Origin of the sequence: Pseudomonas sp. R38(2017) (genome assembly GCF_002112395.1) — a bacterium.
Classification (GTDB): Bacteria; Pseudomonadota; Gammaproteobacteria; order Pseudomonadales; family Pseudomonadaceae; genus Aquipseudomonas.
This window is the reverse complement of record NZ_NEHN01000002.1, coordinates 646,120-662,066: the sequence shown is the minus strand read 5'-3', so window position 1 is coordinate 662,066 and position 15,947 is coordinate 646,120. Positions and strand designations below refer to the sequence as shown.

15 protein-coding genes are annotated in these 15,947 nt (G+C 62.0%); 5 read left to right on the top strand and 10 right to left on the bottom strand.

Translation table 11 applies throughout. The features are described 5' to 3' along the window. Nucleotides 1–97 precede the first annotated feature (97 nt). From CAF87_RS06575 to CAF87_RS06565, 3 genes are all read left to right on the top strand, one after another. On the top strand, nucleotides 98–787 hold the full coding sequence (locus CAF87_RS06575) for a GntR family transcriptional regulator (RefSeq protein WP_085710119.1): 690 nt from the start codon (nucleotides 98–100) through the stop codon (nucleotides 785–787). 131 nt (nucleotides 788–918) lie between these two features. After that, nucleotides 919–3,030: a PAS domain-containing hybrid sensor histidine kinase/response regulator gene (locus CAF87_RS06570; protein WP_085730724.1), complete on the top strand. Its 2,112-nt coding sequence runs from the start codon at nucleotides 919–921 to the stop codon at nucleotides 3,028–3,030. Between the two features lie 29 nt (nucleotides 3,031–3,059). Continuing rightward, nucleotides 3,060–5,693, top strand: a complete 2,634-nt coding sequence (locus CAF87_RS06565; RefSeq protein WP_085730725.1) for an excinuclease ABC subunit UvrA — start codon at nucleotides 3,060–3,062, stop codon at nucleotides 5,691–5,693. Nucleotides 5,694–5,763: 70 nt separating this feature from the next. On the opposite strand, the gene CAF87_RS06560 is transcribed toward CAF87_RS06565, so the two are convergent. From CAF87_RS06560 to CAF87_RS06530, 7 genes are all read right to left on the bottom strand, one after another. Then, nucleotides 5,764–7,707 (bottom strand): response regulator, encoded by a 1,944-nt coding sequence (locus CAF87_RS06560; RefSeq protein WP_085730726.1) that lies wholly within the window; start codon nucleotides 7,705–7,707, stop codon nucleotides 5,764–5,766. Then, complete coding sequence (locus tag CAF87_RS06555; RefSeq protein ID WP_085730727.1) at nucleotides 7,697–8,572, bottom strand: sensor histidine kinase KdpD; 876 nt, start codon at nucleotides 8,570–8,572, stop codon at nucleotides 7,697–7,699. Before CAF87_RS06555 ends, CAF87_RS06560 begins: the two co-directional genes overlap by 11 nt. Beyond that, nucleotides 8,565–9,575, bottom strand: a complete 1,011-nt coding sequence (locus CAF87_RS06550) for an ATP-binding protein (RefSeq protein ID WP_085731250.1) — start codon at nucleotides 9,573–9,575, stop codon at nucleotides 8,565–8,567. The genes CAF87_RS06555 and CAF87_RS06550 overlap by 8 nt, the downstream gene beginning before the upstream one ends. After that, a complete protein-coding gene (locus CAF87_RS06545) occupies nucleotides 9,572–9,976 on the bottom strand; it encodes an anti-sigma regulatory factor (RefSeq protein WP_085730728.1) in 405 nt (134 codons plus the stop codon). Before CAF87_RS06545 ends, CAF87_RS06550 begins: the two co-directional genes overlap by 4 nt. After that, nucleotides 9,973–10,335: an STAS domain-containing protein gene (locus tag CAF87_RS06540; protein WP_007959463.1), complete on the bottom strand. Its 363-nt coding sequence runs from the start codon at nucleotides 10,333–10,335 to the stop codon at nucleotides 9,973–9,975. The genes CAF87_RS06545 and CAF87_RS06540 overlap by 4 nt, the downstream gene beginning before the upstream one ends. A gap of 3 nt (nucleotides 10,336–10,338) precedes the next feature. Next, nucleotides 10,339–11,190 carry an STAS domain-containing protein gene (locus CAF87_RS06535; RefSeq protein WP_085730729.1) on the bottom strand — a complete coding sequence of 284 codons (852 nt, stop codon included), beginning with the start codon at nucleotides 11,188–11,190 and terminating at the stop codon, nucleotides 10,339–10,341. Nucleotides 11,191–11,431: 241 nt separating this feature from the next. Further along, nucleotides 11,432–11,953: a DUF4142 domain-containing protein gene (locus CAF87_RS06530; protein WP_085730730.1), complete on the bottom strand. Its 522-nt coding sequence runs from the start codon at nucleotides 11,951–11,953 to the stop codon at nucleotides 11,432–11,434. Nucleotides 11,954–12,157: 204 nt separating this feature from the next. Here CAF87_RS06530 and CAF87_RS06525 point away from each other — a divergent pair, with 204 nt between their 5' ends. Continuing rightward, nucleotides 12,158–12,400: a YdcH family protein gene (locus tag CAF87_RS06525; protein ID WP_007959466.1), complete on the top strand. Its 243-nt coding sequence runs from the start codon at nucleotides 12,158–12,160 to the stop codon at nucleotides 12,398–12,400. A gap of 107 nt (nucleotides 12,401–12,507) precedes the next feature. After that, on the top strand, nucleotides 12,508–12,675 hold the full coding sequence (locus tag CAF87_RS29235; RefSeq protein WP_170929561.1) for a hypothetical protein: 168 nt from the start codon (nucleotides 12,508–12,510) through the stop codon (nucleotides 12,673–12,675). A gap of 77 nt (nucleotides 12,676–12,752) precedes the next feature. On the opposite strand, the gene CAF87_RS06520 is transcribed toward CAF87_RS29235, so the two are convergent. The 3 genes from CAF87_RS06520 to CAF87_RS06510 all read right to left on the bottom strand — a co-directional run bounded on the left by CAF87_RS06520 (nucleotide 12,753) and on the right by CAF87_RS06510 (nucleotide 15,944). After that, nucleotides 12,753–13,769 carry an SMP-30/gluconolactonase/LRE family protein gene (locus tag CAF87_RS06520; RefSeq protein WP_371850978.1) on the bottom strand — a complete coding sequence of 339 codons (1,017 nt, stop codon included), beginning with the start codon at nucleotides 13,767–13,769 and terminating at the stop codon, nucleotides 12,753–12,755. Nucleotides 13,770–13,825: 56 nt separating this feature from the next. Beyond that, nucleotides 13,826–14,971 (bottom strand): SRPBCC family protein, encoded by a 1,146-nt coding sequence (locus tag CAF87_RS06515; RefSeq protein WP_085730732.1) that lies wholly within the window; start codon nucleotides 14,969–14,971, stop codon nucleotides 13,826–13,828. 109 nt (nucleotides 14,972–15,080) lie between these two features. Continuing rightward, nucleotides 15,081–15,944: a LysR family transcriptional regulator gene (locus tag CAF87_RS06510; RefSeq protein ID WP_085731251.1), complete on the bottom strand. Its 864-nt coding sequence runs from the start codon at nucleotides 15,942–15,944 to the stop codon at nucleotides 15,081–15,083. Between the last annotated feature and the right edge of the window lie 3 nt (nucleotides 15,945–15,947).

The following is a 15,947-nucleotide window of genomic DNA, read 5'->3' as shown; positions in this document are numbered from 1 at the left end:
ATTTAGAAATACCCGGATTAATCTGCTCGCGCAACCCCCCATTTCCCAGACTGAGTCTCTCGTCGGGCAGCGTTGCCAGCATTGAAGGAGCTTTTGAATGACCGAGAAGAAAACGGAAACCACGGTCGACCGCGTCTACCAAGGGGTTTACGAGGCGATCAGCAAGCGCTCGCTGCGTCCGGGAATGAAACTGGGCGAGGCGTCGCTGGCGGAATTGTTCAATGTCAGCCGCACGTCGGTTCGCGCCGCGCTCAAGCAACTGGAGGCCGACGGACTGGTCACCACCGAGCCCAATAAAGGTGCGTCGGTGTCGCTACCCAGCGATGAAGAGATCCGTTCGCTGTTCGAAACCCGGCGTCTGATCGAGATCGGCATCGTCACCGAGCTGTGCCGGCGCAAGGACTCCGCCGCGATGCAGGATCTGCGCGAGCATCTATTGCTGGAAGATGAAGCCCACGCAGCCGGCGACCACGAGCGGCTGATTCACCTGCTCGGCGAGTTCCACCTCAAACTGGCCCGCAGCCTGAACAACCCGGTGTTGCTCGACTGGTTCCAGAAGCTGATATCCCGCGCCTCGCTGTACGCCGCCGCGCTGGATGACGACAGCCACGAAGCTTGCCGCGACGACGAACACTTGCGCCTGATCGAATACATCGAGGCCGGCAACCAGAGCGCGGCGATCGAGCTGACCTGTATGCATCTGGATGGCATTCAGAAGGCGATTCTTGATGTCGCTGCCAAGCTGAAAACCGGTTATCACCCGCTCAAGCACTTGATCGAGGTGTGAATTCCGGTCGCCAGTGAAATCAGCTATACCTCTAATGAAACCATTGCCCCCCGCAAGGCTCGAAACAGACGGGCGTGACGTCACTGGACGTAGCGACATATCGGACAAACCATAAGGCGTTGGATCAAACGATGCAGTTCTTATCCGATAGCCACGGATGTGACGGCTGGCAAGGCGAGATGGCCGGACGCATCCGTGCGTTCGACTGGAGCGGTACGGATCTGGGCCCCCTCGAAACATGGCCGGCCAGCCTGTGCAGCACGGTGCAGTTGATGCTCGCCTCGCCGTTGCCGATGGTCATGCTCTGGGGCCATGCCGGTTACATGATCTACAACGACGCCTACTCGCGGTTCGCCGGCGGCCGGCACCCGTATCTGCTGGGTGTGCCGGTGGAACTGGGCTGGCCGGAAGTCGCCGACTTCAATCGGCATGTGGTCGACACATGCCTGGCTGGCGGTACGCTGTCCTATCGCAACAAAGAACTGGTCCTGCTACGCGCCGGCGTTCCCGAAGATGTCTGGATGGACCTTTATTACAGTCCGGTCGCTGACGATGCGGGAGTACCTTCCGGCGTGATGGCGATGGTGGTGGAAACCACCGAACTGGTGCTGTCAGAACGCCTGCGCCAGGCTGCCGAAGACGCCTATCGCGCCGACAATGAGCGAGTGCGTCTGGCGCTGAATGCCGGGGCATTGCTCGGTTCATTTGTCTGGGACGTGAGAAACAACGTGCTGTCGGCGGACGAGCGCTTTGCCCGGACCTTTTCCTTCCCGCCAGATCAGGACCTGACCAACCTGCCGCAGCACATTGCCGAAGCGCACATTCATCCCGATGACCGCGTCTGGGTGCAGGAGTGCGTCGAAAACTCGGTACGCACCGGCGAGCCCTACAACGCCGAATACCGAGTGATCCGCGCTGACGGCAGCCATTCATGGGTGCTGGCAAGCGGCTGTTGTGAGTTCGATGAACAGGGCCAGCCGTTCCGTTTCCCCGGGGTACTGATCGACATCCATGAACGCAAGACCGCTGAAGAATCCCTGCTTAAATTCACCCGAAACCTTGAGCAGCGCGTGGCTGATGAAGTGGAAGCACGCCTCAACGCCGAAGAGCAATTGCGCCAGTCGCAGAAGCTCGAAGCCATCGGCGGCCTCACCGGCGGCGTGGCTCACGACTTCAACAACCTGCTGCAGGTGATCGCTGGCAACCTGCACCTGCTGGCGCGGCACGAGCCCAACAACGCCAATGTGCAACGCCGGGTCAGCGCGTCGCTGGCGGCGGTGGAGCGCGGCGCCAAGCTGTCCTCGCAACTGCTGGCGTTCGCCCGGCGTCAGCCGCTGTCGCCGGCGGTGTGCGATCCACGGCAAATCTTCGAAGGTGTCGGCGAATTGCTGCAACGGGCACTGGGGGAAACCATTCAGATCGACGTGCAGTTGCCCGTAGAACCGTGGCACATCAACGTCGATCGTAATCAACTGGAAAACGCGATTCTCAATCTGGCGATCAACGCCCGGGATGCCATGAAGGGCGAGGGCACCATCGTCCTCGGCGCCACCAATACTTCACTGGATCGGGCGTTCTGCGCCGGCAAGGGCATCGTGCCGGGGGATTTCGTGCGGGTCTCGGTCAGCGACAGCGGCGTGGGCATTGCCCCGCACATGCTGGAACAGGTGTTCGAGCCGTTCTTCACCACCAAGGCCGACGGGCAGGGCACGGGCCTCGGATTAAGCATGGTGTTCGGTTTTGTCAAACAGAGCGGCGGGCATGTCGAGATCGACAGCCAGATCGGCGAGGGTACGCGGGTTCAGTTGTATTTCCCGCGCAGTTTGCGGCCGCTGATCGATGAGACGCCTGACGTGCGCCGTCAGCAGGCCGGTGGCAATGAAACGATTCTGGTGGTCGAGGACAACGAAGCCGTACGCACTTCGGCGGTGGAGCTGTTGCGCGAAGAAGGCTATCGGGTATTGATCGCCGGTAATGGCGATGCGGCCATGCAGATGCTGCTGGAAGGCGCCCGAGTCGACCTGATCTTCACCGACGTGGTCATGCCCGGGCTGATCAAAAGCTCCGATCTCGCCGCCTGGGCCAAGGTGCAAATGCCGCCGGTGGCCGTGCTGTTCACCTCCGGCCACACCCGCGACATCATCTCGCGCAATCACCAGCTCAGCCCCGACACTCATTTGCTCGGCAAGCCCTACGGGCCGGAAGCGTTGTTGCAGATGATCCGTGCGGTGCTGAGTGCCTGAGCAATTCTTCTTCAGACCAAGGTTGGCCAATGACTTCCAAGCGCAGCTCCAGTTCCGCCGCCGGCATGGTCCGGGTGCGCGGTGCCCGCGAACACAATCTGCAGAACGTCGACGTCGATATTCCCCGGGATGCGCTGGTGGTGTTCACTGGCGTGTCCGGGTCGGGCAAGTCGTCGCTGGCGTTCTCCACCTTGTATGCCGAAGCGCAGCGCCGCTATTTTGAATCGGTAGCGCCCTACGCGCGGCGGCTGATCGACCAGGTCGGCGTGCCGGACGTCGACTCCATCGACGGTCTGCCACCGGCGGTGGCGCTGCAACAGCAACGCGGCACGCCCAGTACACGCTCGTCGGTGGGCAGCGTGACCACGCTGTCGAGCCTGATCCGCATGCTGTATTCCCGCGCCGGGAGTTACCCGCCAGGCCAGCCGATGCTGTACGCCGAGGATTTTTCACCGAACACGCCGCAAGGTGCCTGCCCGGAATGCCACGGATTGGGTCGGGTCTATGAAGTGACCGAAGCCTTGATGGTGCCCGATCCGGAGCTGACCATCCGCCAGCGCGCCGTGGCGTCCTGGCCGCTGGCCTGGCAGGGGCAGAACCTGCGCGACATCCTGGTGACCATGGGCATTGATGTCGACATCCCCTGGCGCAAACTGCCGAAAAAACAGCGCGACTGGATTCTGTTCACCGAAGAGACGCCAACGGTTCCGGTATATGCCGGGCTGACGCCGGAAGAAACCCGTGTGGCTCTGGAACGCAAGATGGAGCCGAGCTATCAAGGCACCTTCACCGGCGCCCGACGCTACATCCTGCATACGTTTACCCATTCGCAAAGTGCGCTGATGAAGAAGCGCGTTTCGCAGTTCATGCTCGGCAGCCTGTGCCCGTTGTGCGATGGCAAACGCCTGAAACGCGAGGCGCTATCGGTAACGTTTGCCGGCCACGACATCGGCGAGTTGTCGCGGATGCCGCTGCTGCAAGTCGCCGAGGTCTTGAAACCGGTGGCGGACGCGAGCTGGCTGGAACACGCCGATGAAACCGGCGAAACCCTGACCCACGGCCAGACCCGCGAAGCCCGCCAGCAGCGTGTCGCCCATGGCGCCAGTGGCCACGCCAACGCGCCAGACGTGCGCCATACGCCCAACCTGTCGCTGGAAAAACGCCTGGCGGCACAGCGCATCGCCGAGGACCTGCTGGAGCGGGTCAGCACCCTGACCGATCTCGGTCTCGGTTATCTGGCGCTGGAACGCAGTACGCCGACTCTCTCGTCCGGGGAGTTGCAGCGCCTGCGCCTGGCCACGCAACTGGGCTCGCAACTGTTTGGTGTGATTTACGTGCTTGATGAACCCTCCGCCGGTCTGCATCCGGCCGACGGCGAGGCGTTGTTCGATGCCTTGCAGCGGCTCAAGGCCGACGGCAACAGTGTGTTTGTGGTCGAGCACGATCTGGACACCATGCGCCGCGCTGACTGGTTGATCGATGTCGGCCCGGCGGCGGGTGAGAAGGGCGGGCAGATTCTCTACAGCGGTCCGCCTGCCGGGCTTTCAGCCATCGAGCAGTCGCAGACCCGCGCCTATCTGTTCGCCGAACAGCAACGGCCGACCCGCACCGCGCGCAAACCGTCGGGCTGGCTGAAGCTCGATGGCGTCACGCGCAACAACCTCAACAACCTCAGCGCCGAATTTCCGTTGGGCTGTTTCACTTCGGTCACCGGGGTCTCCGGTTCCGGCAAGTCGAGCCTGGTCAGCCAGGCGCTGCTGGAACTGGTCGGCGTGCAGCTCGGGCGCAGCGCCAGTGACGCTGAACCGGAAGAACTCAATCTGGAAGACGATACGCCGACCGCCAGCACCGGCCAGGTCAGCGCCGGGCTGGAGTCGATCAAGCGTCTGGTGCAGGTCGATCAGAAGCCCATCGGCCGCACGCCACGCTCCAATCTGGCGACCTACACAGGGCTGTTCGACAACGTGCGCAAGCTGTTCGCCGCCACCCCTCAGGCGCAAGAGGCGGGCTACGACGCCGGGCAGTTTTCCTTCAACGTCGCCAAGGGCCGTTGCCCGACTTGCGAGGGCGAGGGGTTTGTCAGTGTCGAGTTGCTGTTCATGCCGAGCGTTTATGCGCCGTGCCCAACCTGCCATGGCGCACGTTACAACCCCGAGACGCTTGCGGTTCAGTGGCAGGGGTTGAGCATTGCTCAGGTGCTTCAATTGACCGTGGACGAGGCGGTGACGGTGTTTGCCGAGCAACCGGCGATCCGCCGCTCACTGGAAGTGCTGCGCGATATCGGACTCGATTACCTGCGCCTCGGTCAACCGGCGACCGAGTTGTCCGGAGGCGAGGCGCAGCGGATCAAACTGGCCACCGAGCTGCAGCGCAATGCCCGTGGTGCAACGTTGTATGTGCTGGACGAGCCCACTACCGGGCTGCACCCGCGAGACGTCGACCGTTTGCTGGAGCAACTGGACAATCTGGTGAGCGCAGGGCACACGGTGATTGTGGTCGAGCACGAAATGCGCGTGGTGGCGCAGAGCGACTGGGTGATCGATATCGGTCCGGGTGCTGGAGATCAGGGCGGCAAAATCGTCGTGGCCGGTACGCCGCAGAAAGTCGCCGCGAACAAGAAGAGCCGGACTGCGCCGTTTCTTGCCCGGGCGTTGAGCTGCTGATTGCAGCGCCTTGGCCGGCCTGATCGCGGGCAAGCCCGCTTCCAAAGGGGGAGGCGTTTTGTGCGGCGTATCAGGCGCCGTCGAGCGTACGGCGCACCTTGTCCAGCAATTCACTGATCTGGAACGGCTTGACCAGCATGTCCATGCCGGCACCGAGAAACACCTGACGGTTGATCGCGGTTTCCGCGTAACCGGTCATGAACAGGATCGGCAACCCTTCGCGCCAGCCGCGGGCAACGTCTGCCAGTTCGCGGCCGCTCATGCGTGGCAGGCCAACGTCGGTCAGCAGCAGGTTGATCGATGGCTCATTCTGCAGGCGTTCCAGCGCGGTTTCGACATCGCCGGCCTGGGTGCAGCGGTAACCGGCGTCTTCCAGCACTTCGGTGACGAACAGCCGCACCGACGGCATGTCCTCGACGATCAGCACATGCTCGCCGGAACCTTGCGGGTCGACGGCTGGCGGCACCAGATCGACGGCCGTCGGGTCGCTGGTGGCCGGCAGCATGATGGTCACTTCGGTGCCGCGCCGGGCGACGCTGCGGATGTGTGCATCGCCGCCGGACTGACGGGCGAAACCGTAAATCATCGACAACCCCAGACCGGTGCCCTGGCCCAATGGCTTGGTGGTGAAAAACGGGTCGAACACCTTGTCGATCAAGCTGTGCTCGATGCCGGTGCCGTCGTCGCGTACCGACAGCGCCACGTAGGAGCCATCGGTCAGGTTCGGGTCGCCGTGGGAGTACGCCGCATAGGTGCTGACCCAGATATTGCCGCCTTGCGGCAACGCATCCCGAGCATTGATGATCAGGTTGAGCACGGCGCTTTCCAGTTGAATCGGATCGACCAGGGCGATGGCCGGTTTGCTGGTCAGCTCAAGCTTGAGGGCGATGCGTTCGCCGATGGTGCGCACCAGCAACTCTTCGAGCGAGCGCACGTGATCGTTGATGTCCACCGGCCGGGTGTCCAGTGGCTGTTGCCGGGCAAAGGCCAGCAGGCGATGGGTGAGTGACGCGGCGCTCATCGCCGAATTCAGCGCGGCGTCGGCGTAGAACTGCACCTTGTCGAGACGGGCGTCGGCGACACGTTTCTGGATCAGTTCCAGGCTGGCGATGATCCCGGTCAGGAGGTTATTGAAGTCATGGGCGATGCCGCCGGTGAGCTTGCCCAGCGCGTCCATTTTCTGCACTTGCAGCAATTGAGCTTCGGCCCGTACCCGGTCGGCGACTTCCTTGGCCAGTTGCGTGGTGGTGTCGTCCAGCTGTGCCAGGTGCGAGCGTTCACGGTGACGGTGTTCGGTGACGTCTTCGACGAACACCAGGCTCAGTTCCGGCGTACGGTACGGGGAAATCTGCCACTGGGTTTCGCGGATTTCGCCCTGCACGCGCATGTTCAGCGTGCCTTTCCAGCGTTCTCCGTCCACCAGCCGCAGACGCAATTCCTTGAGGATGGCGCCCTGATCTTCGGCAAAGCACTCGTCGAGGATCTGCGCGTCGCGGTTGTCCTGGATCAGTTGGGCGAAGGCGTGGTTGCACTCGTGGACTTTCAGGGTTGCATCGATGACCGCAATCGGCGCCGAGACATTGACGAAGATTTCCCGGAAGCGTGCCTCGCTTTCGCGCAGGGCGTTCTCCGTGTCACGCACCCGCAGTAGGGTGCGCAGGGTCGCGAGCAAAACATCGGGATCGACCGGGTGAATCAGGTAGGCGTCAGCCCCGGCGTCGAGACCGGTGATGATGTCGCCGGTCTGGATCGACGCCGCCGACACATGGATCACCGGGAGCAGGGCAGTGCGAGAGTCGGCGCGCAGTTCACGGACGATGTCGAAACCGCTCATGTCCGGCAGGTTGACATCGAGAATCAACGCATCCAGTGCTTCGCTGGCGATCAGCGCCAGACCTTCGCCACCGGTGCCGGCCTCCAGCACTTCGTAGCCATGGCGCTCCAGTCGTCGGCGCAAGGCATAGCGGGTGGCGACGTTGTCGTCGACGATCAGCAGGCGGATGTCATGTTTCATCGACGTTCTCCAAAGCGATCGCCAGCGGGATGATCACGAAAAAGGTCGAGCCGATGCCCGGTGCGCTGTCCATGCCGACTTCGCCACCCAGCAGCGCCGCAAAGCGCTTGCACAGGGACAACCCGAGCCCGGTGCCGCGCAGGCGTTTTTGCAGCGGTGAATCGACCTGTGAAAAGTCTTCGAACAGGGCGCCGTGCAACTCCGGGGCAATGCCGATGCCGGTGTCGCTAACTGCGAAACGCACCTTGTCCTGACCTTCAAGCCGTGCCGAAACCCGGACTTCGCCACGAGTGGTGAATTTCAGCGAGTTGGAGATGAAGTTGCGCAGGATCTGCGCCAGCTTTTTGTCATCGGTGTACAGGCGCGGCAGGCCCACCGGCTCTTCGAAAATCAGGTCCACGGCTGTAGCGTCGACAATCGGCCGGAACATCCCGCGCAACGCCGCGAACAGGTCGAACATGTCGAACCATGCCGGGGAAATGGTGATGCGCCCGGCCTCGATCTTCGCCAGATCGAGCAGGTCATCGACCATGTCGCTGAGTTCGCGGGCGGCGCTGCTGACGAACGCAACCTGCTTGTGCTGTTCGGGACTGAGCGGGCCGTCGAGTTCATCGGCCAGCAGGCTGTTGATGCTCAGGATTGAACCCAGCGGCGTACGGAATTCGTGGCTCATGTACGACAGGAAGCGGCTTTTCAGGTCCGACGCCTGGCGCAATTGCTCGGCCTGGATGTCGAGTTCGGCGTACAGGGCCAGTACGCCCTGATTGGTTTCGTCGAGTTCTTCGCGCAGCGCGGCGGTTTCGCTCTGCAATTGGGCGATCAGCGCTGATTGCTCGGCACTGTTCAAGGTCGGGGACTCAGCCATGGGCGGCCTCCAGGGCAACGACCAGCACCGTTACATCGTCACGCCCGCGACTGAAGTCGCGGTGCAGGATGCTGGCTATCACGGCGGGATGGCGGTGCACCAGGCCGGGGTAGTCTTGTAGGTTCCAACGGGACTGCAAGCCGTCGCTGTACATGATCAATAGATGTCCATTCACGTGAGCATAGTCAAAGGGCTGGGCTTTTCGGTATTGGCCGCCGACGATCCCCGGGTGCGAGGCCAGTCCGCGGGACTTGTCGGCGGTCACCAGACTGGCGCTGATGTTGCCGACACCGGCAAAGGTCAGGCTGTCGCGCGCGCCATGGAACTGCGCAAATGCGACGGCACCACCACGGGTGCCGATCATTTCCCGGTGCAGGTCTTCCATCAACTGCACCGGGGCGGCGAACGGGGTCAGGGCAAAGGCTTTTTCTCCGGCCCGTCCAGCCCGTTCCGCATCTTCGCCGTGGCCTAGACCATCGACGATCAGTGCGCTGAAGTCTTGCCCGTTGAACGCCAGATGCCAGACATCACCGCACGCGGGATCGTTGTGCAGTGAATGCTGACTGACTCCGAAGCGCATGTCGGGCAGGCTGTCATAGCGCGAGTAGAGGCGTGCCAGCAACACGGCGCCCCGAGCGTCGGAGTAGGCATCGAAGACTTCAGCCTGTCGGGATATTGTGCCGAGGCCGATACCGTGGGTGCCTCCCGTGGAAAAACCGTCGGTCAGACAGTCCTGCAGATCGAAGCCATTGGCCCTGTCGACCGCCAGCATCTCGATGCCGGACCCGCCAGCTCGGGGCAGGGCACGCAGGTGCAGTTCGCCGCGCCCGGCGTGCTTGAGCACATTGCTGGCGAGTTCCGTGGCCACCAGCGCTACGCGTCCGGCGTCGTGCTCGTCGAAGCCGTGCTGCTCGGCAAGTTTCTGCGCGATGCGCCGGGCGTGACCGATCTGACTGTTCTCTTCGATCAACAACACCTGGGTCAGTGACCCGCTGATATTCATGTCCATCGTGTGATCGTTATGCGCGTGCCTTGGCCAGGCGCGGTGTCCAGCTCGAACTCGTCCACCAGCCGCTTGGCACCGGTCAGGCCCAAGCCCAGACCGCTGCCGGAAGTCCAGCCATCGGTCATTGCCAGTTTGATGTCGGCAATGCCCGGGCCTTCATCGCGGAAGGTCAGGCGCAGACCGACCTTGTGGTTGTCGTCGAGGATCTGCCAGTCCATGTCGCCACCCCCGCCATACACCATGGTGTTGCGCGCCAGCTCGCTGACGGCGGTCACCAGTTTGGTCAGGTCGATCAGGCGCATGCCACATTCGGTGGCCAGTTTGCGCGCCAGTTGCCGGGCGAGCACCACGTCTTGTTCGATGTTGATCGGTTGCGTACCGCTGCTGCGCACCGTCATTGCTGGCGTACCCGTTCCTGAAGCAGTTTCATGCCGCGCTCGACGTTCAACGCGGTGCTGACGCCGGGCAGGTTCAGACCAAGTTCGACAAGCGTGATCGCCACCGCCGGCTGCATGCCGACCAGCATGGTTTCGGCGTCCATGATTTTCGAAAGGCCAGAGATCGTGCCGATCATCCGGCCGATGAACGAATCGACCATGTCCAGTGCCGAGATATCGATCAACACCCCGCGCGCCGAAGTTTTGCTGATGCGCTCGGACAGATCGTCCTGCAGGGTGAGGGCGAGTTGGTCATGCATGTCGACCTGGATGGTCACCAGCAGGAAGTCGCCCATTTGGAGAATCGGGATACGTTCCATCGCTTAAACCGTCTTGGCGAGAGTGATGCCCAGGCGGGTCAGGGCCAGTTTCAACGCATCGGCCAGGTTGGCCTTGGTCACCACGCCTTGCAGGTCGAGGCCAAGGTGCACGATGGTCTGGGCAATCTGCGGACGCACGCCGCTGATGATGCAATCGGCGCCCATCAGGCGGATCGCGGTGACGGTCTTGAGCAGGTGCTGGGCGACGAGAGTATCGACGGTCGGCACGCCGGTAATGTCGATGATGGCTATTTCCGAGCCGGTGTCGACGATGCGTTGCAGTAGCGATTCCATCACGACCTGGGTGCGTTGCGAATCGAGGGTGCCGATCATCGGCAGCGCGAGGACGCCGTCCCAGAGTTTGACCACCGGTGTGGACAGCTCCAGCAGTTCTTCCTGCTGACGCTTGATCACCGCTTCACGGGACTTCTGGAAGGTGCGGATGGTGTGCATGCCGAAGGCATCGAGCAGTTCGGAGATTTCCCAGAGCTGTTCGGCGAGCAGGGCGGGTTGATCCTGGTAATGGTTTTGCAACAAGGCAAACAGCGGGCGTTTGAGCGAGAAAATGAAACTGGCGGTTTGTTGCGAGTCCTGACCAAGCAGGGCGCGGCTGTAGGAGAGCTTTTCGAGGAACTGGCGGGTAGCCTCCCAACCCGGTGCGGCAATGTTGGTACCGCTGTCGTTTTCCAGCCCCGTGACCACCAGTTGCAGGAATTCGCTGGTCTGTTGCTGCACGTCGTGGTCTTTGAGGTTGCGGGTGGCACCGCTGTCGACCAGCCCTCGAGTCCATTCATCCAGCAGTTGTGCCTGTTTGTTTTTCATCGCACCAAGTGTGCTGTTCTGCAGTGCTGCCATGTGCCTGTTGCTCCGTCGCGAATGAGGGGCCGGTTTGCAGGAAAACGACCGGCGCGAAATGAATGACATTTGCCGTATGAAATAGTTGTTCGTTCCTGCGCGGATATTTTTGACCTTCCGCAAGGAGCGTTCCGGTAACTCTAGTCGGCATGGGTGGCGGCGGAGGTTTTTTGGCGGGTTTCGGGGGGGCAGAAATGAAAGGGCGCATCCTCTGGATGCGGCCCTTTTGCGCGGTTGGCGTTTATTTGCTTGGGTGTTTGGCTTGCAGTTCCTTGGCGGCGGCCAGGTGTTTTTCCAGGCCGGGCAGCATTTTCTGGGCAAAACCCTTGAGTTCTGCGGCGCCCTTGACCTGGTCGTCGGTCACGGTGTTCGCCTGTTTCTCGAACAGTTTGATGGCTTCTTCGTGGGCCTTGACCTGATTGTTGGCGTAGGCGGCATCGAAGGACTCATCGCGCATGTCGAGGATCTTTTCCTTGGCTTGTTTGACCAGCGTCGTGGAGTCCGGGACCTTGATGTCGTGGGCCTGGGCGATTGTGGCCAATTCATCGTTGGCCTTGCCATGGTCGGTGATCATCATGTTGGCGAAGGCCTTGATGTCGGCCGATTGGCTTTTCTCGAGCGCCAGGCGACTGGTTTCGATTTCAGCGATGCCGCCGGCAGCCGCGTTATCGACGAAGTCATTGTCGGTGGCGGCAAAGGCCGGGCCCATGCCGGTGCTCAAAACCACGGCCAGAAAAAGATGACGCAGATTGAATCCGTCCATTGGTGTTTCTCCACACAGGTATTTTGGGGGGTACTCAATGGAGATGCGCCGGCGGGCGAAGGTTTTATTGCATTTGCGAAAGGGCGACGAACGGGCACCGCTGGTCTGACAGGTGGTCGACAGAACCGGTCAACCGAGGCCATTCTGATAACTGGCCAGCGCAATCGGTCGCGTTGGCTGCCGATCAACTGACGGAGGTGTTCCATGCCGGTGACTCATGATCTGTTACAGGACTTGAAACTTACAAAGGAAGAGATCCAGCAACGACGCACCGCGGATCCACATCTGGATGCACTGATCAACAAGTATTCTCAGGCGGACGCCGAAGTCGTCAAGGCCGAGACGGCGACCTCGGATGCGCCCAGCGATGACACGTTGAAGAAACTCAAAGAGAAACGTTTGCAGGTCAAAGACAAGATCGTCGAGCAGTTGCAGGCGCGAACCTGACCGTCAGTCGCGCCATTGATCTTCGATGGTGCACGACTGGAACGACAGCCACGACGGCACCTCGAATGTACAGAGTCTTCACTTAGCGACTCTTTGCGAGGTGCCTTATGAATCCCAAATTCCCCAGTGAGGAGCAGGGTGCATTCGACCCGGTTCCCACGCATCCCGAGCCCAACAGTCCGGCACATACCGTCCGCCATCCTGAGGAGGAACGCAAGATTGCGGATGTGCCGGAAGATGAGGACCCGGAAAAATTTGATCGATCCAACAACTGACCGTCCGCCATCGCTGGCTCGTCGGCCCGCCGCATCGCAGCGATGGCGCCCGCCGATTCAATACGAATTTCAGGCCTTCATTTCAAGGCTGCATCCAGCGGCATCCGCACCATGTGCGTGGCCTTCAGTGAACCGAAATACAACCAGTCGCCATACTCGCGCGCCGTGGTGATCGGCGAGTAATTGCCGGCGCTGGCATCCTGCAGATTGGCAATCACCTTGCCGTCCAGATCCAGTCCCAGCACAAACCCGCGTTTTTCCAGCGGTTTGGGCAGGACGGTCATCGCCCGCACGAGCATCTTGCGCACGAACGGATGCCCGGCGGTGCGATCCAGCAGCGGATTGCGCGGCGTGTACAGCGCCACCCAGAAACGATCCCGACCATTGAACGCGAGGTTGTCGGGCAGGCCGGGCAGGTTGTCGATGAACAGGTCATGGGTGCCGGCCTTCGGCCCGGTCAGCCAGTAGCGGCTGATGCGGTAGGCACCGGTTTCGTTGACCAGCACATAGGCGTCATCCGGGCCGAGGGTCACGCCGTTGGCGAACTCAAGCTTGTCGAGCAGGACGCTGGTCTTGCCGGTCTGGAAGTCATAGCGCAGCAGACGCCCGTCACCGCCGTGCTCGATGATCGCTTCGCCGTCATGGCCGTAACCCCAGCGACTGGAGGCATCGCTGAAGTAGGCGTAATGCCCGGACTTGTCGATGGCCACGTCATCTGTAAAACCGAACTTCAGGCCATTGGCTTCGGTGGTCAGCGCGGTCAGTCGGCCCTGAGCATCGAGGGACAGCAAACCCTTGACCCCGTCGGCGATCACCAGCAAGCCATTCGGATGCCGCGCCAGTCCCAACGGCCGGCCGCCGGTATCGGCCAGCACTTTGCGTTGCTGACCGTCGAGGCTGGTACGGATCAGGCGCCCATCGTGCAGCCCGGTAATCAATGCGCCGTCCTCCAGCAGCAGGGCTTCCGGGCCTTCAATGTCGCTGGGACCGACCTGTGCTGCGCTTTTCAGACGCTGATTTTCGGCATAGATGCCTTCGGTCAGCGGCGGTGCCGGTTGCGGTGTCCACGCCACCGGTTCGACCTTGGTCGGCATCAGCAGCAGAAAGGCCAGAATCACGACGATCAGCAGCAAAATCAAATGGCGCAATTTCACACGTGAGCTCCCGCGAGTGCCAGATGCCGGGTCGCCCTGTCGCGCAGGGCCAGCATCGAGGCCGCCGATTCACGTTCGATGCGGCGCTTGAGCAGCAACTGATTGGCGATGCGCATGCCCAGACTTTCGAAGCGGTAATCGAGAGTGCGCACGAAGGCCGTTCCTTCCCCTGCGGCCGAGCATTCGTAAGTCAAATGCAACGACAGCCCATGATCGCCCTGGGCCCGGGCACACCAGCGCCGACCCGGCAGGTATTCGGTGACTTCCCAGCTCAAATGCCCTTCGCGGCCACCGGCATGAATGTCTTCCTCGAAACGCGCACCGGCATGCAACGGGCCGGCAGGGCCGTCGATTTTCAGCGAAGACGGATGCCATTCCGGCCAGCGGCTGACGGTGGCGGCGTAGGCGAGCACGGCAATCGGCTCGCCGGCGATGTCGATCGGATGCTGCATGCGGGTCATGGACGTTCTCGAATCGGTCAGAGGGGCGGGTTCCGGTTCCCAGTAGAGGGTGCCGAACAGGTAATCCATCAACGGCAGGACAATGTTGAAATTGCGCTCCTGCATGCGCTCGCGCCGATGATGCAACTCGTGCAGGCGGCGCATCTGGCGGATCCACGGCAGGCGGCTCAGCGGGTTTTGCGCCGGCAAGTGCTCGCAGGCGTGAAACACTTCATAGGCCAGGTAACCCAGCACCATGCTGCCGCCGAACAGTCCGGCGACGTTGGCGTTGACCTGTGAGAACAGCCACCACAGGGGCAGGGTGATCACCAGTGTGTGCACCACGATCAGCCACGCCGGAAACAGGATCACCCGCCAGTCGCGGGCGCTGTCCCAAGTCATGTGGCCGGGGGTGAAGAAGCTGTGATGGTCGCCGGCATGGCGGGCGTAAAACATCTTGGCGAAGGCTTTCTTGTGATGCCCGAGGTGGCGGTGTACCACGTACACGCCGAAGTTGAAGAACAGCAGGGTCAGCGGCACGGCCAGCCATTCCAGTGGACGCACCTGATGCGCGCTGCTCCAGAACGCGCCGATCGCCAGCACGCCGAACAGCAGCACGAAGACGCCGTGCAGCCACGGGTTGTACAGAGGATGAATCGCCGCGCGATAGCGGCTGCGAAAAGCCTCGGTGGTCTGCCTCACTGCGGTCACCTGCGGAGATTGTTGTTATCCCGGCAGATTAGCCGATCCCGCCGTTTGTGCAGGGTCTACCTTGAGGTCACAACTGCCATGCTCCGGTGCATAGCGGTCGTCAGCTCAACGGGTTCCAGCGCTGCGACCAGTCATCATCGGCCTTGATCACTTCGCGCAGCAGATCGAACGCCTGTTGCAAGGTTGCCGAATCGCGGTCGCGGGAATAGACGAGATAGGTCGGATAACCGAATTCCGGGGCTTTGGTGACGACTTCCAGCGCGCCGCTTTCCAGATAGGTGCGAACGACGCGGGTGCGGAAGTAGCCGCTGCCGCCGTTTTCCAGAATGTATTGCAAGGCCAGCGGGCCGAGGTTGAAGCTCAGGGCTGCCTTGGCCTTTTCCGGCAGCGCGGCGTCGTGCTGCCGGCGGAAGTCGGTGCCCCAATCGATGTACACGTAAGGAGTGGGGCGGTTGGGCGTTCGGACCAGAATGAGTTTCTCTTCCAGCACTTGTTCGACCTGCAACCCCGGCCAGTATTCCGGTTGGTAGACGAGCGCGGCATCAAGTACGCCGAGTTCGAGCTGACGCAGCAGGTTCTCGCCGTCGCGGATGTCCATGCGCAGGGCATGGCTGGGGATTTTCTCGCGCAGTTCGGCGGCCCAACTGAGCATCAGGGGGTTGCACAGGCTGACCTCGCCACCGATGTGCAGCACGTTGTCGTAGCCTTCGGGCAGCGGCAGGTCGCGGCGGGCGGCTTCCCAGGTCTGCACCAGTTGATTGGCGTAGACCACGAAGGCCTCGCCATTGGCAGTCAGGCGCGCACCGGCGCGATTGCGCACGAACAGCGTGCTGCCCAACTGGCTTTCGAGCTTTTGCACCCGGGCGGTGATGGCGGTCTGGGTGACGAACAGCTTCTCGGCCGCCGCAGCGAGGCTGCCGTGGCGGACGATTTCCAGAAAGGTGCGGGCGAGGTCGATGTCCATGGG

Excerpts from the sequence above, each read along its gene's own strand:
- CAF87_RS06575 (WP_085710119.1), top strand. The coding sequence starts at position 98 with ATGACCGAGAAGAAAACGGAAACCACGGTCGACCGCGTCTACCAAGGG.
- CAF87_RS06570 (WP_085730724.1), top strand. The coding sequence starts at position 919 with ATGCAGTTCTTATCCGATAGCCACGGATGTGACGGCTGGCAAGGCGAG.
- CAF87_RS06565 (WP_085730725.1), top strand. The coding sequence starts at position 3,060 with ATGACTTCCAAGCGCAGCTCCAGTTCCGCCGCCGGCATGGTCCGGGTG.
- CAF87_RS06560 (WP_085730726.1), bottom strand. The coding sequence starts at position 7,707 with ATGAAACATGACATCCGCCTGCTGATCGTCGACGACAACGTCGCCACC.
- CAF87_RS06555 (WP_085730727.1), bottom strand. The coding sequence starts at position 8,572 with ATGGCTGAGTCCCCGACCTTGAACAGTGCCGAGCAATCAGCGCTGATC.
- CAF87_RS06550 (WP_085731250.1), bottom strand. The coding sequence starts at position 9,575 with ATGAATATCAGCGGGTCACTGACCCAGGTGTTGTTGATCGAAGAGAAC.
- CAF87_RS06545 (WP_085730728.1), bottom strand. The coding sequence starts at position 9,976 with ATGACGGTGCGCAGCAGCGGTACGCAACCGATCAACATCGAACAAGAC.
- CAF87_RS06540 (WP_007959463.1), bottom strand. The coding sequence starts at position 10,335 with ATGGAACGTATCCCGATTCTCCAAATGGGCGACTTCCTGCTGGTGACC.
- CAF87_RS06535 (WP_085730729.1), bottom strand. The coding sequence starts at position 11,190 with ATGGCAGCACTGCAGAACAGCACACTTGGTGCGATGAAAAACAAACAG.
- CAF87_RS06530 (WP_085730730.1), bottom strand. The coding sequence starts at position 11,953 with ATGGACGGATTCAATCTGCGTCATCTTTTTCTGGCCGTGGTTTTGAGC.
- CAF87_RS06525 (WP_007959466.1), top strand. The coding sequence starts at position 12,158 with ATGCCGGTGACTCATGATCTGTTACAGGACTTGAAACTTACAAAGGAA.
- CAF87_RS29235 (WP_170929561.1), top strand. The coding sequence starts at position 12,508 with ATGAATCCCAAATTCCCCAGTGAGGAGCAGGGTGCATTCGACCCGGTT.
- CAF87_RS06520 (WP_371850978.1), bottom strand. The coding sequence starts at position 13,769 with ATGCCGACCAAGGTCGAACCGGTGGCGTGGACACCGCAACCGGCACCG.
- CAF87_RS06510 (WP_085731251.1), bottom strand. The coding sequence starts at position 15,944 with ATGGACATCGACCTCGCCCGCACCTTTCTGGAAATCGTCCGCCACGGC.